Genomic DNA, 25,294 nt, shown 5'->3' with positions numbered 1-25,294 from the left:
CCTGCAATAAAAGTTATTTTCATTTTACCAATTCTATCGTGATATCCCCTTTAGGTATACAACTACAAGCAAGAATATGTTTATTTTGTTTTACAGCTGATTGAGTTAATGACTTTACATTTCCTTTTTTTAATAATACAGAGCAACGGCCACATACGCCAGCTCGACAAGAGTTAGGGAGTGAAATATGATGCTGTTCGAGTTGTTCTAAAATTGTTTGCTGATTATTACCGACAATTTTTTTATCTTCGAATGTAATTGTACAAAGTTGCGAGTCTTTTGTTGCTTGTTTAGGAAAGTTTTTTATGTAATTTTTAGCAGGTTGCCGCTCAAGTATCTCAATGTTATCGCCAATAGATACGGTACCATGATTGCGAGCAATCATATTTATGCCAAAATCGATTTTCCCTTCTAAATCAGCTCTAAAGTAACCTAAAGTTCTTAAAGGTTCATTATTCGGTAATGCTTTGGCTGAATTGACATTGAAGGTAGTTAATACACAACGAGTACAAGGCTTAACGATATCAAAAATTACTTCGCCTATTTTAATCGTTTTCCATCCATCTTCAGCAAACGGAAGAGCACCATCAATAATAATATTGCCACGAAATTGCTGAATATCCAATGTTTCAGGACATTGCTGTTTTAGATAATTGAATGAAGCTTGATTTAATAATAAATAGGGATAACCATCGGCAAAACTTACCGGTACGTCTGGGTAACGTTTAGTTCTTCTGGTTAGTTGTTTACCTATCCAGCGCATTTGTACATCTTTTTCGAGAATATGACTAAAAAATTGATTAACTTTTATTGGTGCAATATGTGAGGTGAAGTGATTTCCCCAAACCTCTGTGGCTTCATTGTTTAATGAAAACTCATCAAAATTAATAATTATTGATTCGTTAGTTGGTAGCGAAACCTCTATTTGATTATTGTGTAATGTGGGTTTAAGTTTCAACAGTTCTGGATATTGTCTAGCCGTAATAAAGGTCCCATCAGGTTCACATAACATCAAAACGCGGTCACGTTCAAAACCACCATCAATACTATTGGCTGCTGTTAATGCAATACCTTGCATTGATTTAATCGGATAGATAAATAGTTGGTTAACGGCAATCATGCAGGCAAATATTCAATTAGTTTGCCAGAATTATATAGTTAATTATTCATAATTTATATATATAGTGCAAATAAATTCTCCGACAAAAAGCGTTATAATCGTCGCTCAATAATATTTTGTATAGGATGATACTCAGCTTTTATAAAAGAAGTATTATGTTCACAAGGGGTATCATCCTCAAGATAAGTGACCTCTTCAAGTTTTAATAGTGCAGTATTTTTAACTATATTTAATGAATCCTCTATATTTTCATCATCAACATTCACAGCCATAATATTTTGAATTCGTTTTTTTACTTTTTTTCCTGTGATCTCTTCAATATAACCAAATTTTGATATCTCTAATTGACTAAACTCAAACTGATCAAATAAATTAGCGGGTATTAATGTAAATTCGATCGATACAGGGATATCATCAAAGAACATTAGTCTTACAATTTTATAAACAAAATCGCTTCTTTTTAATTTAAGTAAACTGGCCAATTCTTCACTTGGAACGGGAATTATACTTGCTGAAAGTACTTTTCTAGATCCCTTATAACCTTGTTTTTTAGCTTGATAATCGAAATGTGAAATAACATTAAATTTACCGGTTAAATTAATATTGCGTTCGAATGAACCAACATGTAATCCTGATTTTCTAACACGGTAAACTAATCCTTCATCTAATAAATGTCTTGTCGCTTCTCTAACGGTAGTTCGAGTTACATCCAAAATCTTTGCAATGTTGACTTCGGTATCAATTTTTTCACCAGCAGATAGGTTTTTTTCTTCTATTAGATTAGTAATGTAATTGATAACTTTTAATTGTTTAGTTGTTACGTTACCACTCATTTTTATTCCTTAATTTTTCTCTTGATCACCATTTTCATTCAAATAAACACAGATGGCAACATTTTGACTCTAAATTAAATATCACAGTAAACTTAGTTATAATATGTGTATTCATAAAAGTTTGAAAATTAAAATGTGATTTACTTAACATTTTGAAAAAAATTATATATACATTATTTTTTAATAAAATATTATTTAATTAATATTTATATGACTAGTCATATTAAATATGCATATATATTTTAAATTGTAAGGAATTTTTCTATGGATAAGAAAATCTCATTAAGAGCTAAAATTCAGAGTTTTGGTGGATTTCTCACAGCTATGGTTATACCCAATATCGGGGCTTTCATGGCTTGGGGATTTATTACCGCTCTTTTTATTCCAGCAGGTTGGTTGCCTAACGAACAATTAGGTAGTTTAGTTAGCCCTATGATTACTTACATGTTACCGATGCTTGTAGGTTATACAGGTGGTGATATGGTTGGCGGTAAACGTGGTGCTATAATTGGTACTGTCGGTACTATGGGGATTGTAGTCGGCTCAGACATACCTATGTTATTAGGGGCAATGGCTATGGGACCTTTGGGCGGTTATTGCAGCAAACGGCTTGATAAATTATTAGAAAACCGTTTACCTAATGGCTTTGAAAACATTATTCAAAATTTTGCATTAGGTTTCTTAGGAATGGGCTTAGCTATTTTAGGTTATTATTTTATTGGCCCATTCATGCTATCAATTACTAATATTATCGCAGCAGCAATAGATGGATTATTGAAAACTGGTTATTTAGCTTCTCTCGCCTTACTAATTGAGCCTACTAGGGTACTTTTCCTTAATAATGCTATCGATCAGGCAATATTCTATCAATTAGGAATGAAGGACGCTTTAGTTAACGGATCATCAGTTTATTTTATGGTATTTGCCAGCCCTGGTCCAGGATTAGGTTTACTATTAGCATTCTGTTTCTTCGGTAAAGGTATGAGTAAAAAATCTGCACCAGCAGCAACTATTATTCATTTCTTTGGCGGCATTCATGAAATGTATTTCCCATATGTTTATATGCGACCACTAATGATTTTCCCTCTAATGCTAGGTTCAGCGGCTGGGATTATTGTTTTTTCACTTATGAATGCTGGGTTAGTTGCAGGTGCAACACCAGGATCAATTTTTGCCTTCTTAGCACTTACCCCTCCAGGTAAACATCTAGCAACAATATGTGGTATAGGTGCAGCAGCGATAGTTTCATTTATTGGTTGTAGTTTGCTACTTAAGATTAGTCCAATCACTGAAAAAGATGAAGATTTTTCTAATTCAAAACAAGAAGTAATTGATACTAAATTAGAAGGAAGCAACAAAGCTTATTTAAAAGCTAAAGCTGACATTCAATTATCAAATCAATCAAATGAACAAGGGGTTGATCTAAAAAATATTCAATTCATTGCTTTTGCTTGTGATGCTGGAGCTGGTTCTAGCGCTCTAGGTGCATCAAGATTTAAAAAACTACTAAAAGAAAACGGTGTAGATAAAGACATTATTGTGAAGCATTTTTCTATCGAAAATGTACCAAAAGAAGCAGATCTTGTTGTTATTCAAGAACGTTTAGTTGAAAGAGCGAATCAGAAAGTAACACAACCAATAATAAGCATTAAAAATTATATTGGTGATCCTAAATTGGACGAATTGATTAATAAGATAAAAGAAGCTTTATCTTAATACCTTACGGTTTAATGGTAGTAAGAATCTTATAACTTTCTTAACGAAGAGACAAAACATGAAAGCAGTAAAAATAACTGATATAAAAAAAACAGAAATCATTGAACTTCCTGAACCTTCGCTCGATGATGGAAATGCAGTCGTTAAAATTGAATATGGTGGTATCTGTGGTTCAGATACCCACTTCTATCTGGGAATGCATCCCTCATTGAAGCCACCAACAAACTTTATTCAAGGCCATGAAGCCGTTGGGGTTATTACCAAAGTAAGTCCTAATCCTAAAGGATTTTCAGTTGGTGATCACGTGGCAATCAATCCACTTGTTGGATGTGGGGAATGTGTTAACTGTGTTAATGGACATCCTAATATTTGTCGTGTAAATCGCCGTGTAATGGGATTTAGATTAGATGGGACTTTAGCGCAATATATCACCATAGATCTTGATCATTTAGTCAAATTAGACAATAACATCGATCTTAAAATAGCCGCAACATTTGAACCTTTGGCGGTCGGTTACCATGCAGTTACGCTTCTAGAAAATATAGATTTAAATAATTATCCAATCATTATTACTGGTGGTGGCACTATCGGTGTAGTGACCGGCTTGGTTTTAAAACATCTTCATAATCTAAAACCAATTATCATTGAAACCAATCAAGCTCGAGTTAAATTACTTAATGAACTTGGTTTCACGGTGAAAAATAGTATCTCTGAAGTTGATATTTTAAATTCAAAAATTAGACCAATCATTTTTGAATGCTCGGGGGTTAGAAAGGTATTTGATGAAATTATTGATTCTCAACGAAAACCAGAATATTTAGTGCTTATCGCCCAATATGCTAAAGGAAATAGCGTAAATCTTCATGAATTACAATCATCAGAAATAACTGTTATTTCTAGTCATATGTATACACCGGAAGATCTTATTAATACGGCTAAATTACTAAATCGAAAAGAAGTTCAAACCGACTTATCCCAAATTATTTATCAAAAAGTATTTTCATTAGAAGATGCCGATAAAGCCTTTCAACAAGCTATATCGGGAAATCTTGATGGCAAACTTAAAGTGCTTATTAAATGTTGAGCTTGATTATGGAACAGAACAAGTGAGGAAATGATGAATATTGAACAGTTAAAAATTTCAGCAAAACAAGCCAGACGTGATATTGTCACTATGATATATCGTTCAGGGGCTGGTCACCCTGGTGGGGCATTATCAATAACCGATATCATGACCTACCTTTATCACAATGAAATTAATTTCAACCAAAGTCCGCGAGCTCGGCTGGTGATGAGTAAAGGTCATGCGGTTGCCATTCAGTACGCATTACTTAAACAATTAGGTTTTATTAAAGATGAAGAAATGAGTACTTTCCGTAATTTAAATTCTCGTCTTCAAGGGCATCCTAATATCAAGACGGTCCCACAACTTGACGCAAATACAGGTTTATTAGGCCAAGGATTGTCAATTGCATTGGGAATGGCTGCCGCTAAAAAACTCAATAATGATCCTAACAAAGTTTATGCCATCATTGGTGATGGTGAAATGCATGAAGGACAAATTTGGGAAGCGTTACAACAAGCTGCTCATATGCAAATGGATAATTTAGTTGCGGTTATTGATTACAATAAATTATCGTCTCATGACGAGGTGAATTCAGTATGTAGATTAGAGCCATTGGCTGACAAATTACGAGTTTTTGGTTGGCACGTAATTGAATTAACCGACGGTAATGATATGCAACAAGTTGTAGATGGTTTTGCTTTGGCGAGTCATTATAAAGGAAAACCGATAGCTATTTTAGCGCACACCATTAAAGGAAAAGGAGTTAGTTTTATGGAAAATAATGGTGATTGGCATTCTAAAACACCAACTGATGTCGAATATAAACAAGCTATGGAGGATTTACAATGACAGAAATGAAAGCACCTCGAGATGCAATTGGTAAAGCGTTAATTCAATTAGCAGAAAACAATTTCCCAATTACTGTTATTGATTGTGATTTAGCTAGTTCAACTCGTGCAGATCAGTTTGCAAAAAATTACCCAGAACGTTTTTTTGAAATGGGTATTGCTGAGGCTTCATCATTAAGTTTTGCCGCGGGGCAATCATTCGAAGGATTAATTCCGTTCTTTATCGATTTTGCTATTTTTGCCACCGGAACAGTATGGACTCAGCTGCGACAATCTTGTTATGCAAATGCCAATATTAAAATAGTTGGAACTCACCCAGGTGTTGATGGTGGATTTGATGGTGCCTCACATCATGCTCTAGAAGATATTGCGTTAACAAGAGTTTTACCTAATCTAACCGTTTTATCGCCTGCTGATGCGGATGAAGTTTACCAAGCTTTTGAACAAGCGGCTAAAATCAATGGCCCTGTTTACATAAGAGTTGCACGTGAACCAATGCCAGTTCGGGATAAAACAATCGTTCCTCGAGTCAATGATATTGATGCCGTTATTGATGAAGGAAATGATTTTGCCATCATCTTCGAAGGGGCAAGTTACGAACAAGCTAATGACGGTTATCAAAAATTATCCTCACTTGGTCATAAAGGTAAACTTATACATTTAGCCTGTATTAAACCATTTAATCTGGAAAAATTTAAATCCTTATGTCAACAGGTTAATGTCATTATAACTGTTGAAAACCATAGTATTAATGGCGGAGTTGGTGGATTAATTGCCGAGCAAAGTATGCAAAATGGTATTTTAAAACCACTAATAAGGATAGGCGTTTCTGATACGTTTACTGAATCAGGAAAAAGTAGTCAATTAAAAGATAAATATGGCATTAGTGGTCAAAATATTTGTGACCAATTTTTGAAGGTTTTATCTTAAAATAAATAATGGTTACAAGTGATAGCTTGTAACCATATTAAAGTTAAAAATTAATAATAAGTAATACAAGAGTAAAGGTTAAAATATGTCTAAACAGTTACATCCTATTTTTGAGCAGCATTGGCAATTTAGTAAAGAAAATTTGGATTGGAAAAGTGCGATTCAAATAGTTGGAAATTCATTAATCGAAAATAATCACATCGAACAAAGATATATCACCTCTATTATTGATAATGTTAATGAAATTGGTGCTTACTTTATTATTGCAGATGGCTTTGCCTTACCTCATGCTCGTTCTGAAAATGGTGTAATTTGTGAAGATACAAAATTTTCTTTATTAAAATGCACTCATCCGGTTATTTTCCCTGACGGTGAAAAAATATCTTTGCTTATTATGTTAGCGGCATCAGACAATAATAAGCATATCGATGCGATGTCTGATCTAATCGAATGGTTGGATGAAGACGATCGACTTGATAATTTAATCAATGTTGATAACGTAGATGATTTTGAATGTTTATTATTTCAATAATCATAAAAAAACATCTAAACAAGTTCTTGGTAACTAATATCAATGATATAAAAAAACGTTTTACCGTTTGGTGTGATGACTAAGATTTCATCATCAATCTTATGGCCGATCAAAGCTCTGGCAACAGGGCTATTGATGGATATCCAATTTCTCTTCGGATCGAATTCATCGGTACCGACGATTCGATAAATATGTAATTTTCCTGAATCATCTTCTAATTTTACCCAAGCGCCAAAAAAAACTTTACCTTCTTGACGCGGATCAGGATCGACAATTTTTAAGATCTCTAAGCGTTTAGTCAAGAATCGTACACGTCTATCAATCTCGCGTAACCTTCTTTTTCCATAAATATATTCGGCATTTTCACTACGATCACCGAGTGCTGCAGCATCAGATACTGCCTGAGTTACTCTAGGCCGTTCTTCTTTCCATAAATATTTCAACTCACGATCGAGTGCCAAGTAGCCTTCTCTTGTTATATAATTAGCTTTTTGCATGATGAATATAAATTCCGTTAATCGATAAGATATACAGAGATACCATGATAAATAATCAAATAAGCCATATTATAGCGGGTGAATTAACCGTAAAACCAGAACAAGTTTTAGCTGCCATTCAATTATTAGACGATGGAAGCACCGTACCATTTATTGCTCGCTATCGTAAAGAGGTAACGGGAGGATTAGATGATACCCAGTTACGTACTTTAGATAGTCGTTTAAGTTATTTGCGAGAACTTGAAGATCGTAAACTAACGATTCTAAAATCAATTGAGGAACAAGGTAAATTAACCTCTGAATTAAGTCAAAAAATTACCAATACCCTTAGTAAGACCGAATTAGAAGATCTCTATCTCCCTTATAAGCCAAAACGTCGTACTCGTGGGCAAATTGCAATCGAAGCAGGTCTTGAAGCACTTGCTGATGATTTATGGCAACGCCCGGATCTCAATCCAGAAGCAGAAGCGGAAAAATATATTAATACTGATAAAGGTATTACTGATACTAAATCTGCATTAGATGGTGCGCGTTATATTTTAATGGAGCGTTTTGCTGAAGATGCGACTTTACTAGCTAAAGTTCGTCATTACCTTTGGAATAATGCCCATCTTGTTTCTCAAGTTATTGCCGGTAAAGAAGAAGAGGGCGCTAAATTTAGAGATTATTTTGCTCAAAGTGAACTTATTTCAAAAGTGCCTTCACATCGGGCTTTAGCCATGTTTCGTGGTCGAAATGAAGGATTTTTACAACTTTCTTTAAATGCTGATCCTCAATATGAAGAAGCTCCTAAAGAAAGCTATTGTGAACAGATTATCACCGAACATTTAGGCATTAGATTTAATGATCAATTAACCGACAAATGGCGAAAAGCAGTGATCAATTGGACATGGCGCATTAAAATCTTAATGCACATGGAAACTGAACTTATGACAACGCTGCGAGAACGAGCCGAAGAAGAAGCCATTAACGTCTTTGCGGCTAATCTCCATGATATGTTAATGGCCGCACCAGCGGGCATGAAAGTCACTATGGGGATGGATCCAGGCTTGCGAACTGGTGTTAAAATTGCTGTCGTTGATGCGACCGGAAAATTAGTTGCTACCGAAACTATCTATCCACATACTGGTCAGGCGGATAAAGCGGCAATGATTGTTGCTGCGTTATGTATAAAATATCAAGTTGAACTTGTCGCAATCGGTAATGGTACTGCTTCACGAGAGACAGAACGTTTTTATCTTGATGTTCAGAAAAAATATCCAGAAGTCAAAGGTCAGAAAGTGATTGTTAGTGAAGCCGGGGCGTCAGTTTATTCGGCTTCAGAACTTGCGGCACAAGAGTTTCCTGATCTCGACGTATCAATCCGTGGTGCGGTTTCCATTGCGCGACGTTTGCAAGATCCATTAGCTGAATTAGTTAAAATTGATCCAAAATCGATAGGTGTTGGTCAATATCAACATGATGTAAGCCAAACTCAACTTGCGAAAAAACTTGATGCGGTGGTTGAAGATGGGGTTAATGCGGTAGGTGTTAATTTAAATACCGCTTCAATGATGCTACTTGCACGTATTGCCGGCCTTAATAAAGTGATCGCCCAAAATATTGTCGATTGGCGTAACCAAAATGGTCAATTTGCCGATAGAAAACAATTATTAAAAGTGCCACGATTAGGACCTAAAGCATTTGAACAATGTGCCGGCTTTTTAAGAATTATGGAAGGTGCAAATCCGCTTGATGCATCAGCCGTTCATCCGGAAGCCTATCCTGTTGTTGAAAGGATTTTAGAAAAAAATCATAAAGCCTTAAAAGACATTTTAGGTGATTCGAATTATCTTAAATCACTAAAAGCTATCGATTATGTTGATGACAATTTTGGTGTACCGACAGTAACTGATATTATTAAAGAATTAGATAAACCAGGACGAGATCCAAGGCCAGAATTTAAAACTGCACAATTTGCCGATAATATTGAAACAATGGAAGATTTAAAAATTGGCATGATTATGGAGGGAGCGGTAACTAATGTAACTAATTTTGGCGCTTTTGTGGATATCGGTGTGCATCAAGATGGTCTAGTTCATATTTCAGCATTATCAGATCGATTTGTTGATGATCCGCGAACCATAGTAAAAGCAGGCGATATTGTTAAAGTGAAAGTAATAGAAGTTGATATTGCCCGAAAACGTATTGCTTTATCAATGCGTTTAGATGATACAGCTACGTCGAAACTTGATAGTAGCCGATCGGCTAACAATAAGGTATCTAATAAAAATCAATCTGCTGCCACGCGGACTAACAGTGCTATGGGTAATGCATTTGCTGCCGCATTTAAAAAAAGTAAATAATCATATATCAAATTAAAAAAGGGGAAATTATTCCCCTTTGATTTTTGAAATATAACTTAAGTAATATTAATAATTTTAAATTCTTCCATGAATTGGTATTAATAAACGGAAAATAATTTTTTTTACTATTTCCTTATCAAAGTATAATCATATATAATAATGCTACTGCTAAATTCCAATTAATTATTAATTGTTTTCAAATTCAGTTTCTTTATTTAGTCTTACCTTTTTTAGCTTTTCCAAATTTTTGTCTGATGTTCTTATTTTACAAGTTTTAAAATTTAGGATGTTACGATTTAAGTCTTAAACAACAAACAAATTGTTGTAGTCAAATTATTTTGTTCGAGCCGTATATTAGATATGGATGAATTTCTGTTAGAAAAATAACGATTTTAATTGTCTTAGCTCTGATATTAACGGGTAACAATTTTTGAACAACTTATAAAAATTGTTAATTCACTAATGCTTCAAATCAATAATCTTATTCGGATAGGCGGAGAAGTTTATGAGTAGAGGAGTAGCGATGAATAATTGTGCTGTTGTTTTAAAAAAAATTTCTTTGAAATTATTTTTCAAAAAGAGATTATTGCTATTAATGTTATTGATTTTTTCCAATAATCTATTTGCAATTTTATCATCTTTTGTGACTACGCAAATGTATATTATTGGTAATGCACCGGAGATTCAAGCGTCAGGCGGCTTAAAAGCGCTTAATGGTATTAAAGTAAAATTAAAAGTACCAAACAGTGATCCTTTAGTTATAACCCCTGGTTCGTCTAATGAAATATCTGTTGCCTTTGATACTTCACCAATTATGTATTCATTTGATATTGATTTTTCAGCTATGACTAATGATGATATTATTGATGTTGATGGTGATTATTTGGGAAGTAGCAATAATTTTAAAGTGGAGAGCGTAAAAGCTGAATGGCGTGATAGTAAAAATAATATAATTCCTTCTGATTCAACAGCTCCATTAGGTAGTAATATTTGTAATTCAGGCAGTTATAACGGTGACTCAACACTAAAACTTACTTTTAGTATTTCTGCTAGAACTCAGTATGGTATTCCAACTGAATCTCAGCCTAAAGAAGTTTCAAAAATATTTACCGTAAAAGCTAACGATGGTATTTGTTATATAAGACCTGGCGTTTTAGCAGTTAACACCCTATATCCAACTGGCTGGCCGGAAGGCGATAATAATGCATGGTGGGGGAGTAACGTTGTTAATCGAGCGGATCCTTATGATACGAATCAATTTGTTAAAGGCACTGGTTTTATAGCCTCGGCTGTTGATGCTTCCGGTAATCATTTCCCAAGTACAGCATTTCCATATGCTCGCTTCAGAATTGTGCCAGTTAATTCGATATCACAATATACTTACAAAATACTTAAAAATCCAAATTCATCCCTAAAAAATGTACCACGCAGTTCGGTTGCAGACTCAAAAAGTGAATTTATTTTTACTAATAATGTCCCTAGTAAAGGAGATAAATTTGTAATTCAACTCACCAATACGCAAACAAACGCAACCTTCTTCTATCAATTCTCGATACAACATTGGTTTTATGTACATACAGGCAATCTTGGCTTTATCTCTTTCTATGAATCGGAGAAGTTATGCCGAAACAGTGGTGATCGCTTACCAACCCGAGCAGAACTGACTAATTCACCTCTTGCTTATGATAATAACACTAATACCGAATGGTATCTCCAAGGAAATGGATATAAACGGGCTATTGGCAATAGCTTAATGGGAGAGTGGGGTAAAATTTTCTATTATGCACCAATAAATGGTGACTTACGCGATATGATGGCTGGTATAAGTGATTCTGATTATGCAAAATTATTTAATTATGATTTTTATTTCACCAATGAATTGACTTCTGTGGTTGACTCCGATGGATTTATCCATCGCTATAGTGTTGGATCTGCTGAGGGTAATGTCATTGTCGAACCAGATAGTGCCTATACCATGTGTACCAAATATTAATTAAAATTGATGACTTGCTGAAGTTGGTAAAAAATATTGCCATCTTTCAGCAAGTTTATTTTGTCAGGGGGGATAATTATGCTTATCAGTTGTTTCGTATTGATTAAAGATAATTATTTTTGCATTTGCAATATGACCACCATCACAATAACCGATTAGCAAGTACATGCAAATAATCCGACCTTATAATTAGTGTGGTTATAAAGATATTATAAATAGACGCTCGGCAAAGTAATATTCTGCAATCCATAATGTTTTAATTCAGCAGCAAAAGATTCGATCTGTTGTTGTGTTGCCACTGGCCATGTTTTGGCTATGCCATGTACACCGTGATTGTGGAAGGCATTTATTCTGACTTTAATTTGAGGATCGAGTGTTATTAAAAAATCTGCGAGTTGTTTAGCGTTATTTTGCAAGTCAGTGTATTCAGGAATTACTAAAAACCTGACTTCATGCAGTTTTTCTATTTGGGCAAGATATTCAATGGTCTGTTTAACGCGATCATTATCCCGACCAGTAAGTTTTTTATGCACTTTAGTATTCCAAGCTTTCAGATCGATCATCGCACCATCCATTACTCTTTCAACTTTTTGCCAGCCAGTTTTTGCTAAGTAACCATTACTATCAATAAAACAAGTCAGGTGTTTTAAATCTTCTGCTTGTTTTATCGCTTGGAATAGCTTTTCGATAAAAGGTAATTGTAATGTCGCTTCGCCACCGCTAATAGTAATACCATTGAGAAAAGGTAAGTACTTGCGAATTTCAAGCAAAATATCTTCAACATTGTAGTTATAGGTCATTGGTGTGGATTGATAACTACAAGTATTAATACAGGTATCACATTGCTGGCAATTTGACGATTGCCAAATAACTTTGTTGTTGATGAATGTTAACGCTTGATGTGGACATGTCGTAACGCAATCACAACAATCCTTACACCGTGAAATGGTATAAGGATTGTGGCAATTTAAACATTTGAAATTACAGCCTTGTAAAAAGATGACTAACCGGTTTCCCGGTCCATCAACACAAGAAAAGGGTAATAGTTTATTAACGATTGCCCATGACTTGTTCATGACTGATTACCCGAGGTGTTCGGCATAGGTAGCTGTTATTTTCAGTATCTTCGGCCGCTTCACTACCTAAAAAGGTGGTATTAATTCGCGATCCCTCTTGTTTGTATTTTTTGATATCTGATAATCTCACCATATAGCCAGTTACACGTACCAGATCATTACCACTGATATTAGCGGTAAATTCACGGAAACCAAATTTAAACGCGGCTTTACAAATTTGTACTAAGGCTAGAGGATTGTTTTTTATTGTTTCATCAACCGTTAAAATATCACTAATGCCAGAAGTATAATATTTATGGTGTTTGAATAATGCCATAATATGGGTTACTGGATCGGGTTCATGACCATAAGGAATACGTAAACCTGGCGTAGCGCCTCTATCTGAGCTGATACCTGATTGAGCATGTAACATTGCTTTACCTTGCCATGCATGCTTAATTGTATGGCTGTCAATAAAGTCAGCTAGTTGTTGAGAAATAGTGGTGGCCAGTTGATTAGCATCTTCATCGACGCCATAACGCCCAGCTAAGTTGGATTTTTCTTGTAGAATATTGACTGCCTCAGCCATGGCATAAATACCGAACATTGGCGCGAATCGGTTTGCGTCAATTAATCCCTCTTTAACTAAAAAGCTATTTGCGAAGAAATTCGATTTCTCATAAAGAAATTCCGATCTTGCTTTGATCAAATTTAATTGTAATTGGCAATAATATGGTAAAGTATTTTGCAAAAAGTCAGTGATGCTTTTGCTTTTTAACGCAACCTCTTTTAAATTGATTCTTGATAAAGTACTACCACCACCAGCAACAGGAAGAGAGTTGTAACAACTTACAACACCATAACCTTTTTCATCAAAATCGTTTTTAATCATCATATTATTAGCAATATGTGGTTTTGCTGTTTCACAAATGTTTTCAATTGCAGTATTTAGTAAATATTCTGGGGTGATATCTTCATCATAAATAAAAGTTAAATTAGGTGCAACTTGTTTAAGTTCACGATCGACACGTAATATCACTCGGCAGATCACATTATCGGTTGGCCCAATGTTGGCATGCATAAAGGCATCAGGAAGATTACGATCTAACATAATCCAAAAACGTTTTAATCGTGGATAAAGTTCTTCTTCTGTCAAATTGCCAACATAAGGAAGTAACACTTGATCTAAACAGCCTAAATAAACCGGCATACCAGTGACCGAAGGTACGTGATGATAAGCAATGGTGAGCATATTTAGTGCATCATCAAAGTTTTTTGCTGGTTCAAGTTCTAAATATTCCGATCCTTGCTTAAGAAATTTTGCATAATCCGGTAATACATAACGAGGTTTATACGGTGCATGTCCTTCGTACATATCACAAATTACCCGTTCATTGAGCGCATTTTGTGTTTCACTATCTAAATCAACATAAGGTAAATTATTTTCTGCGGCTAATGCGAGAAGGTTCGCTTTTTGTTTAGGTGACAAATTGGCATCGGTCACTATATCGTAACAATTCTTTTGAAATTCTGTCATGTTCATAAATACCTCTATATTACCTATATGCTGAGAGCAAAAATTCAATCTTTATGACTAATCATTTAATTATTAGCACTGAGAATTATGATTATCAGTGCTATTAGTTTTTATATTTCTGTTTTAAACCGTAAAATTATTTTTCTAAAATAAAGTTAGATGGTTGATAATCGGCTGCATTAATTGGTGAATGTGCTTCAAAATATTGTTTTACTGCATCGGCATCTCGATAACCTGTATCTACATAAGTTGGCGAGTTGTTGACGATAGGGTAACCATCTCCACCAGCGGCTAAAAAGTCTAATGTTGCAATTCGATATGATTTTTGCAAATCAATTGGTTCATTATTAATTTTGATGTCGCTGATAGTATCGCCAGTTTTAGTTAGGCTAATATTTTTTAAATGAGTATAACCACCTGAACCCTGTTTTTTGCCTAATGCAACTTTAAGATAATCGATTAATTCACTGCCGGTTAATTCAAAGTAAACAACACTATTACCAAAAGGCTCAACTTTCAAAATATCACGATAAGTAATATCGCCTTCTATTAGTGAGTCACGAATCATACCACCAGACATAATACCAATGTCGGCATTTGTCTTTTCAATAAAGGCACTAAGCAATAGTTGCCCCATATTACTTTGTTGATATCTAACTACGTTACGATCACCCTCTAAACGACCGGTTAACTCACCACTTTTAATGAGTAATTGTTGTTTACCTTGTTCCTGATAGGGTTTTAGTGTTTCCAACAATTTTTTATCCTGTTCGATTTCACTGGTGTAATATTCAAGACGTTTTGTATCGTTACCGTTATCAACTTCTTTTTTTAAATTAATTGGAATTAACTGATAATTTTTGAGGGTAATTTTACCGTTTAAGAATACGAAGTCAGCACGACCAACATATTTCCCCCATTCATGTGCTTGAACAATCCACGTACCATTTTGTTGATCTGGAGCGCAAGGTGTTCCTGGGACATATTCGGTAATACGTTTGTTAGGGCTAGCCATACATACTGGGTTTTGCGAGTGGCCACCGACAATCATATCTAGTTCACCAGCTTTTAATCCTCGGGCTAGTTCAACATCACCTGGAGCCATTGAACCATGCTCACCATTTTCATAATGCCCCATATGAGTAACCGCAATAATCATATCTGGACGTTCACTGCTTTTAATTTGGCTAATAACTTTTTCCGCTTCTGGTAGCGTTTTACGAAATTCAACACCATCGGTATTTTTAGGCGAAGCAAGGAAAATAGTGTCATCAGTAGTTAAACCAAATACTGCAACTTTAATACCATTTAAATCAAATATTTTATAGGCATCAAAAACACGATTATCGGTATTTTTGAAGTAAGTATTTGCTGATAAAAATGGGAAATGAGCCCATTTTTGTTGTTCACGAATAATTGCTAACGGATGATCAAATTCGTGGTTACCTACTGCCATTGCATCATAGCCAACCTCATTCATACCGATAAAATCGGGTTTTGCTTGTAACACATCAGATTCAGGAACACCAGTATTAATGTCACCGCCAGAAAGTAAAAGTAATTTTCCGCCTTTTTCTGCTACTTCTTTTCTTATTTGGTCAACAACAGTTTTTTGTGCTGCTAAACCATATTCACCAATATCATTTTGCCAAAAACGGCCATGATGATCGTTAGTATGTAAAATAGTAAAAGAGTAGGACTTATCTTTTTCCCAAGCAGGTGCTGTAGACTGTTTGGTAGCAACAGCTGCGAATGAATTGACTGAAAACAGACTTAAAATAACAAGTAGTGACAGTTTTTTATTTAATTTTAAACGATGCATGATGCCTCCTGAATCCGTATTTATTAAAGCTATTCCGTAATTACTTTAAAAATTAATTGTGGCTGTTCAGCGCTATCACTAATAGTAATATTGTCATACAGTTTTTGTTTAATTGCATCAATACGATCACTACTTGCGTGAATAGTTAACAGTGCTTCACCTACTTCAACTTTATCGCCGACTTTTTTATGTAGTACGATACCAACCGCAGGATCGATAACATCTTCTTTAGTTGCTCGACCTGCACCCAGTTGCATCGCAGCAATACCAATTTGGTCTGCAATAATCCGTGATACATAACCTGCTTTTTGTGCTGGTAAATCAATTTGGTAAGGAGCATTAGCTAATTTTTCCGGATGATCAACCACCGAACTATCACCACCTTGAGCCCCAATTAGCGTTTTAAATTTTTCAATAGCCTTACCATTTTTAATCACTTCTTGTAGTTTTTCTCTTGCTTCATCTAATGTTTTAGCTTTATTGGCTAATACCACCATTTGACTGCCAAGCGTTAAAACGAGTTCAGTTAAATCAGCAGGGCCATGGCCATTTAAAGTATCTATGGCTTCTTTAACTTCTAATGCATTACCAATAGCATAGCCTAACGGTTGAGACATATCAGAGATAATAGCCATAGTCCTACGACCAATTTGATTACCAATATTGACCATTTCATGAGCTAATTTTTCTGAGTCTTCCATGCTTTTCATTAAAGCGCCGTCACCAGTTTTAACATCTAAAACAATAGCATCTGCACCAGCTGCAAGTTTTTTACTCATAATTGAGCTAGCAATAAGAGGAATAGAGTTAACCGTACCTGTTACGTCACGTAATGAATAAAGTTTTTTATCAGCAGGGGTTAAGTTGCCAGATTGACCAATGACAGCGACACCTTTTTGATTAACTTGATCGATAAATTCTTGTTTATCTAATTCAATTTTAAAACCAGGTACGGTTTCAAATTTGTCTGTCGTTCCGCCTGTATGGCCTAATCCACGACCTGACATTTTAGCTACTGGAATATCTAATGCTGCAACTAATGGTGCTAATACTAACGTAGTTGTATCGCCCACACCACCCGTTGAATGCTTATCGACTTTAATACCTTTAATTGAGGATAGGTCAACGGTATCACCTGAATACATCATCGCACTAGTTAAGTCAGCACACTCTTTTGAAGTCATACCTTGATAATAAATCGCCATCAGTAGGGCACTGACTTGATAATCAGGAATAGAACCATTGGTATAGTTGGTTATAAAAAATTGAATCTCTTCGGTTGTTAGAGCATTGCCATCACGTTTTTTTTCAATAATATCTACAAATCTCATTACACATCTCTCTTAATATCTATAAAGCAAATTAGGATTATATTCTTCTCATCCAAAATTTGGATTGATGATTGTGCTAATCTTGGTTAATTATCATCAATCGCTTTTTTTATTTTTCAATATTGCTAAATTACATAGTTCAATTACATAGTTCAATAATAAAACTAATCTAAATCACTCGGTGAAAATGACCAAGGCAACAATTCTCCAACAGTGGTTTCTTGGATTTTGCCTTGCATATTGGTCAAAATAACTGGCATATCTTTAGCACAAAACTCACTGATTACTTGACGACAAGCACCACAAGGTGAGATTGGTCCTTCAGTATCACCAATCACAACCAATTTTTTGAATTTTTTCTTTCCTTCTGATACTGCCTTAAAAATCGCTGTTCTTTCAGCACAGTTAGCAAGTCCATAGGAAGCATTTTCAATATTACAACCTAAAATTGCTTCGTCATCTTCGGTAATTAATACCGCACCTACTTGAAATTTAGAATAGGGTACATAAGCTTTAGAACGTGCTGTTTTTGCTAGTTCGATTAATTTTTCAATTTGCATAGTCATAATCCTTGTCATCATCAAGATGTTATTGTTTTTTAGATTGTAAATTTATTGGTGCTTGTAAATTAAGTTGATAGACACCAAAGCCTAAATTATTTTTTTCAACAAACTTAGTTGGATACAATGAATGTGTTTCGATATAGGTTTTAGCTTCATCAGTTGGTGATGATTCGAAACGAATATCCAAATTAGTTTGGCTGGTAATTGGTGCAATTCGCCAGTTATTATCAACAGTTACATCAACTTGTCCCTGTTTTTTAGTGTAATTAGTAATGTAAGCTGAAAGAATAACTCTTAAATCATCAGGTGAATTAAATTTAACATTTTTACCACCTGTACCAGGGAATGCACCGGTATAAGCACGATAGTTGTTAGTAGCAATTAAAAATGCTTGATTTGGATCAATTGTTTTTTGTTGATAGGTTAAGTTTATAATACGTTCTGATTCAGGATTAATTAATTGACAACTACCATCGTAACGTGCTGGTTTAGTGATATCAATTTCATAACTTACTCCATCGATAGTATCAAAATTATAAGTTCTAAATTTATCCCAATTAATCAAATATTGTGGTGTTGATGAATTAATGTCAATTTGATTATAAACACCTGCTGAACATTCCAACCACTCTTTAACCTCTTTTCCAGTAATTTTTACAGCAGATAAAATATTCGGATAAAGATAGATATCGGCTGCATTCCTAAATGTCAAATCTCCTTTTTTTACCTCAACATAAGCTGTCGGATCATTTTTGCGACCGCCAGCTTTAAATGGTGCAATAGCCGATAAAATTGGTAATCCATCTAGATCAGGATCACCTTGCACAAATTGTTTTACATAATCAATCTGTGCATCGCTAATAATCTGTAAAGCGGAGGTATCTTCGACTAAGGCTAAATAACTATTGATATCGGTTGATACCTTACCAATTGGTTTACCAACAAATTCACGCGTACCTTCATGATCATCTTTTAATACTTTGGTAATATTTTTATTGGCATCAACAAGTGCTTTTTTATTTTTACTATCGAAGATAGGGCGGGCTTCTGATTTACTAGAAACAACTTTCCAGTTAGATTTGTCTCCTTCAATCACTAAGTCGACTACACCTAAATGACTTCCCCATTGTCCGGGCATCACAGCAGGAATATGGTTAATATTTCCGGTATTAATATCGGTATTAGGCAGTGATTTAAAATCATTACTTGGGAATACGCCATGAGAATGGCCAAACATAATGGCATTAATACCTTCAACTTGACTTAAATAATAAACTGAGTTTTCAGCTAATGCCTTGTAAGGTTCCGCAGAAACACCTGAATGAGGAATAGCAACAATGATATCCGCACCTTGTTTTTTCATTTCTGGTACTAATTTTTTGGCTGTTTCAGTGATATCTTTAACAATCACTTTACCTTCCAAATTAAGCTTATCCCATTGCATAATTTGTGGTGGTACAAAACCAATATAACCAATTTTTATAGGGTGTTGCTTGCCATCTCTATCGACCACTTTTTTATCTAAAATGATATATTGTTTAAAGTAAGGTTTATTGGTCTTAGCATCATAAACATTGGCATTCACATAAGGAAAATTTGCTCCTGCTAGGCTTTTTTGTAAAAAATCTAAACCAAAATTAAATTCATGATTACCAATATTACCTACAACATAATCAAGGGTATTCAGAGCTTTGTAAACCGGATGAATATCACCTTTATTCAATCCTTTATTAAGCGCATAATCAGCCATCGGACTACCTTGAATCAGATCACCATTATCAACTAATACGCTATTTTTTACCTCTTCCCTCGCTTGATGAATTAAATTGGCTGTTTTAGCTAAACCAAAGGTATCAATATACTGATCTTTAAAATAATCGTAATTCATCATATTACCGTGCAGATCAGTCGTTTCAATAATTCTTAAATTAACCGTTGCTGCTTGCAGTGTTCCAGAAATTAATAGGGTAAGTAGGCTTAGGGTTAGTCGAGTTTTATTCATATTTATTTCCTATTTTTCTGATACGGTTATCCATTAATATTTTGTAATAATAAATCTTGGTATTTTTTAAATCTGGCAATAATAGCCGGATGATACTGGTTAGTATTAATTGCTTGTTGTAAAGATCGTTTATCATTGTTGTTAAAACAAGATAAAACTTCGTTTAATAAACGTGTTTTTTCGTTAGACTCAACGAATGCGGCATCAATTCCACAAAGGGTAATATCAAATAATTCCAAACGTGAAAAATGAAACGCTTGCTCGGCTAGCAGATACTCTTTTTCGATATCGGTACCAAAAATACCAGCATCGTCGGTATTAAGGGTAATTCTTACCCCTTTATCATAAAGTTGTCGAATTGGGTGATTATGAATATCACCATGTAAATTATTGACTAAAATACGATTACTGGTGAGAGCTATTTCTAACGTGATTTCGTTATCAACTAATTGTTTAATCAAGCTCTCATCTTCAATTGCCGCGATACCGTGCCCGATACGATTTGCACCATGTTTTAAAGCTTGAATAATACTTTCAGCCGAATCAATTTCACCTGCATGGTAGGATTTTTTTAAATTTAATTTTTCAGCAAGTTGATGAGCTTTTTCAAAATCATCAAAATGTCCAGCTTTTTCATTGCCGGCAATATTAAATCCAGTAATAAATGGATGCGGATTATTCTCAATAAATTGTAATGTCTCGTATACTATATCGGCGCCAAGATGGCGTACGCCAATAACATGATATCGTACCGTTATATTATGCTCTTTTTGGACATCGATAATCGCTTTATCCATTTGATTTAGTGTTTGTTGAAATCTTGCTTGATCCCAAACAACTTTACCTTGGTTTTCTGTTGCACAAATATGATAAGGTGACAGAAATAATTCGCAATAAATTAACCCTTGTTTAGCATTTCTACTTAAAAAATCGTAGGTAATTAGGTAATAATCGTCAGGATTTTTCACAAAATTAGAAACAGTATCATAGGTTTGGATAAATGAAACAAAGTCAGATTCATCATAATTATATCGACCATTTTTATACTCTATCTCATTATAATCGCCGATTTGATAACACAATGAATCAGGAAAAGGTAGATGATTTTTATCGGCTAGTTTTTTAGCCATAAAGGGAGTAATACTGCCTTCTACATGCTCATGAAGTATAACTTTTGGGATTATTTGTTTATTCATCTAGTTCTAATCTGTTCAATTGTGCTTATAGGGCACTTGTAATAGTCATATTTCGGTAATTGATTTAAGTAATAAAAGCCGAATTGAAGCCCTATTTACAAGCGTTTTATTTTACCTTGATAAGACACTTATTTTCCATACATTTTGTGTGACTTATCAAATTTCTGTGAGGCTGGTAACATTTTAGCCTAGTTAAGAATTAGGCAACTAATTAACGGTTGCCTAATTGTTGATGTTATCAAGTTATTAGCTAATAATCTGATTCAACTATTTACTTTAATATTAATTGAATATTTCAAGTCAAAGAAGGTTATTTGACCTGAATCTTATTTTAGTTAACTGCTAATGGTTGCGGTTTTTTGCTCAGTAGTATCATTTTGGAAAATGAAAACAAAAATAATAGCAAGCACAAGTGAATAACCTGCAAAAACAAGCCATACATTATGCCAATCAATACCCGTTTCTGAAGTATAGTGATCAACAACAATACCGCTAATCATTGAACCTAAATAAGCACCAATACCGTTAGTCATTGTCATAAATAAACCTTGAGCACTGTTACGGATGTTAGGTGATACTGTTTTTTCAACATACATTGAGCCAGAAATATTATAGAAATCAAAGGCACAACCATAAACGATCATCGATAACAGTAATAGCACAAAGCCGAATGGTGATGGATCGCCATAAGCAAATAAACCAAAACGAGCAACCCATGCCAGCATACTGATTAACATGACATATTTAATACCAAGTTTTTTCATAAAAAATGGTACAAATAAGATAAATACAACTTCCGAAATTTGTGAAATAGATAATAACACTGATGGGAATTTAACCACTAAGCTATCAGCATATTCTGGTACTTTGTCGAAGTCATGTAGAAACGGATTACCAAAAGTATTAGTAATTTGTAAAATCCCACCTAATAATACAGCAAATAAAAAGAAGATAGCCAATCTAGGTTGTTTTAATAATACAAATGCATCTAAACCTAATGAACTTACAATAGACTTTTCTTTGCCATCATTTTTTGCAACTTCAATTAAAGGTAAGGTTAATGAATAGAGACTTAATAAAACTGAACTAGCAGCTGCAATATAAAGTTGCATATTACTAAGTTCTAACTGCATAAAGCTAACCATCCACATTGCTACGATAAAGCCGATAGTGCCGAAGATTCGAATAGCAGGGAACTGTTCGATAACGTCTAATCCTTGTGATTCTAAGCAAGAGTAGGAAATTGAATTAGAAATTGCAATGGTTGGCATAAATGCAAGGCAATGTATAAGCATCACAATCATCATCAAAAATGGCGATGTGATAGATGCAGCGATAAATAAGGTTACTGCGCCAATCAGATGGCATAACACATATAAGCGATTAGCTGGTATCCATCTATCAGCTACGATACCAAGCAGACTAGGCATAAAGACTGAAGCAATACCCATAGTGCCATATACGGCGCCAACTTCAATACCAGTAAATTTTAATTTAATCATCATATAGGAGCCTAAGGTAATTAGCCAACTCCCCCAGATAAAAAATTGTAAGAATAATATAACTTTCAGTTGTAGCTTGGTATTCATTTCGATTCCTTATTAAATGAGCTCTTTTCTAACCTATAAGATAAAAATTAATGAATAAATAAAATTTGTTATGACTATCAAAACGCTAGTTATAACGATAAACACATTAACGGTTAAAATTGTTTAATAACAGCCAATGTAAAATTTATATATTTTTTAAATAAAAAAAATGGCAGAAATTCTGCCATTAATTTAATTTGAATTCAGTAATACCGACTCTAAAGCAACAGTAATCATCTCTTTAAAACCCAGCTGGCGCTGTTCAGATGACATAGCTTCGCCTTTGCGAATATGATCTGAAACTGTACAGATTGCTAATGCTTTAGCTCCGTATTCTGCTGCTACACCGTAAATACCAGCAGCTTCCATTTCGACACCTAGAATATTGTATTTTTCCATGATATCGAAAAGATCTGGCTCAACACTATAAAATAGATCAGCAGAAAAAAGATTACCCACTTTCACATTAACATCTAATTGTTTAGCAGCATTAACTGCATTACAAATTAAACCAAAATCAGCAATCGCAGCAAAATCATGATCTTTAAAACGTAACCGATTGACTTTTGAATCAGTGCAGGCACCCATACCAATAACCACATCACCAAGATTGACATCGGGGCTGATGGCGCCACAGGAACCGATACGAATGATGTTTTTAACACCATAAAACTTAATCAATTCAGTTGTATAGATAGAACAAGATGGAATACCCATTCCATGCCCCATCACGGAAACTTGTTTACCTTTATAGTCACCGGTAAAACCTAACATTCCTCTAACATTGGTTACTTCTTTAGCATTCTCTAAAAAAGTTTCGGCAATAAACTTAGCGCGTAATGGATCGCCGGGCATCAAAACCGTTTGAGCGAAAGCGTCATCGGCGGCGTTAATATGTGGGGTAGGCATTTAACTCTCCTGATTTATTTCTAAAATAAGTTACTACACTAACAAAAAAACAGTTTACTATTTGCGAATAAATGATTCACCATAATCCATCGGTGATAAATCAAAATAATCCGCAACACTTTGTCCTATATCTGCAAATGTTTTTCGATGACCTAATGACCCAGCAGGAACGCTATCACCATAAACTATAACAGGAATATGTTCACGAGTATGATCTGTTCCCGTCCAAGTAGGATCACAACCATGATCGGCACTAATAATTAATAGATCACCGGGTTGAATCAGTTCTAACATTTCAGGTAAACGGCGGTCAAAATATTCTAATGCTGCAGCATAACCAGCAACGTCACGTCTGTGGCCGTATGATGAGTCAAAATCAACAAAATTGGTAAATACAATGGTATTGTCTTTGGCTTGTTTAATTTCATCAAGTGAAGCATTAAATAGTGCTTCAATGCCAGTTGCTTTCACTTTCTTTGTTATACCTACCTCGGCGTAAATATCAGCAATTTTACCGATGGACACAACGTTACCTTGTTTTTCATCAACCAATTTTTTAATCATCGTCGGTGCTGGTGGTTCAACAGCTAAATCATGGCGATTACCGGTACGGATAAATTCACCCGGTTTATTACCTAAAAATGGTCGAGCAATAACGCGGCCGATATTATAGTCGCCTTTATTAAGTTCATCACGAGCAATTTCACACACTTCATAAAGCTTATCTAAACCGAAAGTCTCTTCATGGCAGGCAATTTGAAAAACTGAATCAGCAGAGGTATAAAAAATAGGTTTAGCCGTAGCCATATGTTCAAGGCCAAGCTCATCAAGAATCACAGTACCCGATGAATGGCAATTACCGAGATAGCCCGGCAAATTAGCACGTTTAACAATCTTATCTAATAACTCTTGAGGAAAGCTGTTAATAGTATTAGTAAAGTAACCCCAATCAAACAGCACAGGAACGCCAGCGATTTCCCAGTGACCTGATGGTGTATCTTTACCTGATGAAATTTCACTGGCATAGCCATAAGCACCAATTACATCACCTTCGGTAGCCATTCCTTTAGGATATGTACCCGTAGATTCATAAGCGGCCTCGATCAGACCTAATTTTCCTAAATTAGGTAATTTTAATGGGCCTTGTCGACCATGATCTGCTTTACCTAAAGCACAAGCTTCGGCAATATGACCTAAAGTATTTGAGCCTTCATCGCCATATTTTTTTGCATCTTCTGCACCACCGATCCCAAAGGAATCAAGGATCATAATAAAAACTCTTTTCATAATTTCCTCTAAATCTCTACTAAATATAGCTATGATCTTATATAAACCATAAAGTCATTTAAAACCGTGATCGATCACTTATTTCTCGAATTTTTAAAAAAAATAACATCTACCATAAAGGTT

The 25,294-nt window shown here is 34.7% G+C and carries 19 protein-coding genes and 1 pseudogene; 7 read left to right on the top strand and 13 right to left on the bottom strand.

From position 1 onward, the window contains the following. Positions 1-19: 19 nt before the first annotated feature. Positions 20-1,120, bottom strand: coding sequence for a YcbX family protein (locus B6C99_RS04650; protein ID WP_086358764.1), 1,101 nt, complete (start codon positions 1,118-1,120; stop codon positions 20-22). A gap of 92 nt (positions 1,121-1,212) precedes the next feature. Beyond that, on the bottom strand, positions 1,213-1,953 hold the full coding sequence (locus B6C99_RS04645; RefSeq protein ID WP_086358763.1) for a GntR family transcriptional regulator: 741 nt from the start codon (positions 1,951-1,953) through the stop codon (positions 1,213-1,215). Between the two features lie 264 nt (positions 1,954-2,217). Here B6C99_RS04645 and B6C99_RS04640 point away from each other — a divergent pair, with 264 nt between their 5' ends. The 5 genes from B6C99_RS04640 (at position 2,218) to B6C99_RS04620 (ending at position 7,045) form a co-directional block, all read left to right on the top strand. After that, positions 2,218-3,669, top strand: a complete 1,452-nt coding sequence (locus tag B6C99_RS04640) for a PTS mannitol transporter subunit IICB (protein ID WP_086358762.1) — start codon at positions 2,218-2,220, stop codon at positions 3,667-3,669. A 58-nt stretch (positions 3,670-3,727) separates the two neighbouring features. After that, a complete protein-coding gene (locus B6C99_RS04635; protein WP_086358761.1) occupies positions 3,728-4,753 on the top strand; it encodes a zinc-binding dehydrogenase in 1,026 nt (341 codons plus the stop codon). Between the two features lie 33 nt (positions 4,754-4,786). Continuing rightward, complete coding sequence (locus tag B6C99_RS04630; RefSeq protein ID WP_086358760.1) at positions 4,787-5,584, top strand: transketolase; 798 nt, start codon at positions 4,787-4,789, stop codon at positions 5,582-5,584. Between the two features lie 5 nt (positions 5,585-5,589). Next, on the top strand, positions 5,590-6,513 hold the full coding sequence (locus tag B6C99_RS04625; protein WP_086358778.1) for a transketolase family protein: 924 nt from the start codon (positions 5,590-5,592) through the stop codon (positions 6,511-6,513). 85 nt (positions 6,514-6,598) lie between these two features. After that, positions 6,599-7,045, top strand: a complete 447-nt coding sequence (locus tag B6C99_RS04620; protein ID WP_086358759.1) for a PTS sugar transporter subunit IIA — start codon at positions 6,599-6,601, stop codon at positions 7,043-7,045. A 14-nt stretch (positions 7,046-7,059) separates the two neighbouring features. On the opposite strand, the gene greB is transcribed toward B6C99_RS04620, so the two are convergent. Further along, the gene (greB, locus tag B6C99_RS04615) at positions 7,060-7,542 is read right to left on the bottom strand and encodes a transcription elongation factor GreB (protein WP_086358758.1); all 483 of its coding nucleotides are present in this window, start codon (positions 7,540-7,542) and stop codon (positions 7,060-7,062) included. A 44-nt stretch (positions 7,543-7,586) separates the two neighbouring features. On the opposite strand from greB, the pseudogene B6C99_RS04610 reads away from it, so the two are divergent. After that, positions 7,587-9,752, top strand: a pseudogene (locus tag B6C99_RS04610) (Tex family protein); the annotation flags it as partial. A gap of 640 nt (positions 9,753-10,392) precedes the next feature. Then, positions 10,393-11,880, top strand: a complete 1,488-nt coding sequence (locus B6C99_RS04605) for a hypothetical protein (RefSeq protein ID WP_143413913.1) — start codon at positions 10,393-10,395, stop codon at positions 11,878-11,880. Between the two features lie 209 nt (positions 11,881-12,089). On the opposite strand, the gene B6C99_RS04600 is transcribed toward B6C99_RS04605, so the two are convergent. From B6C99_RS04600 to B6C99_RS04555, 10 genes are all read right to left on the bottom strand, one after another. Next, on the bottom strand, positions 12,090-12,956 hold the full coding sequence (locus B6C99_RS04600; protein ID WP_086358755.1) for a YjjW family glycine radical enzyme activase: 867 nt from the start codon (positions 12,954-12,956) through the stop codon (positions 12,090-12,092). Further along, a complete protein-coding gene (locus B6C99_RS04595; RefSeq protein ID WP_371265819.1) occupies positions 12,931-14,478 on the bottom strand; it encodes a YjjI family glycine radical enzyme in 1,548 nt (515 codons plus the stop codon). The genes B6C99_RS04600 and B6C99_RS04595 overlap by 26 nt, the downstream gene beginning before the upstream one ends. A 130-nt stretch (positions 14,479-14,608) precedes the next feature. Then, positions 14,609-16,294 (bottom strand): bifunctional UDP-sugar hydrolase/5'-nucleotidase UshA, encoded by a 1,686-nt coding sequence (ushA, locus tag B6C99_RS04590; protein WP_086354180.1) that lies wholly within the window; start codon positions 16,292-16,294, stop codon positions 14,609-14,611. 29 nt (positions 16,295-16,323) lie between these two features. After that, positions 16,324-17,625 carry a pyrimidine-nucleoside phosphorylase gene (locus B6C99_RS04585; RefSeq protein WP_086358753.1) on the bottom strand — a complete coding sequence of 434 codons (1,302 nt, stop codon included), beginning with the start codon at positions 17,623-17,625 and terminating at the stop codon, positions 16,324-16,326. Positions 17,626-17,789: 164 nt separating this feature from the next. Continuing rightward, on the bottom strand, positions 17,790-18,185 hold the full coding sequence (locus B6C99_RS04580) for a cytidine deaminase (protein ID WP_065614178.1): 396 nt from the start codon (positions 18,183-18,185) through the stop codon (positions 17,790-17,792). 28 nt (positions 18,186-18,213) lie between these two features. Continuing rightward, entirely contained in the window at positions 18,214-20,190 is a 1,977-nt protein-coding gene (locus tag B6C99_RS04575; protein ID WP_086358751.1) for a bifunctional 2',3'-cyclic-nucleotide 2'-phosphodiesterase/3'-nucleotidase, read from the bottom strand. A gap of 26 nt (positions 20,191-20,216) precedes the next feature. Continuing rightward, positions 20,217-21,386: an adenosine deaminase gene (gene add, locus B6C99_RS04570; RefSeq protein WP_086358750.1), complete on the bottom strand. Its 1,170-nt coding sequence runs from the start codon at positions 21,384-21,386 to the stop codon at positions 20,217-20,219. A gap of 335 nt (positions 21,387-21,721) precedes the next feature. Beyond that, positions 21,722-22,975 (bottom strand): nucleoside permease, encoded by a 1,254-nt coding sequence (locus B6C99_RS04565; RefSeq protein WP_086358749.1) that lies wholly within the window; start codon positions 22,973-22,975, stop codon positions 21,722-21,724. A 192-nt stretch (positions 22,976-23,167) separates the two neighbouring features. Continuing rightward, positions 23,168-23,884, bottom strand: coding sequence for a purine-nucleoside phosphorylase (gene deoD / locus B6C99_RS04560; protein ID WP_086358748.1), 717 nt, complete (start codon positions 23,882-23,884; stop codon positions 23,168-23,170). Positions 23,885-23,941: 57 nt separating this feature from the next. Next, positions 23,942-25,171 carry a phosphopentomutase gene (locus B6C99_RS04555; RefSeq protein ID WP_086358747.1) on the bottom strand — a complete coding sequence of 410 codons (1,230 nt, stop codon included), beginning with the start codon at positions 25,169-25,171 and terminating at the stop codon, positions 23,942-23,944. Between the last annotated feature and the right edge of the window lie 123 nt (positions 25,172-25,294).

This window comes from Gilliamella sp. N-G2, assembly GCF_002142215.1.
In the GTDB taxonomy this organism is placed as follows: Bacteria; Pseudomonadota; Gammaproteobacteria; order Enterobacterales; family Orbaceae; genus Gilliamella.
The sequence above is the reverse complement of the archived record's forward strand: the minus strand, read 5'-3'. Positions and strand labels throughout refer to the sequence as shown.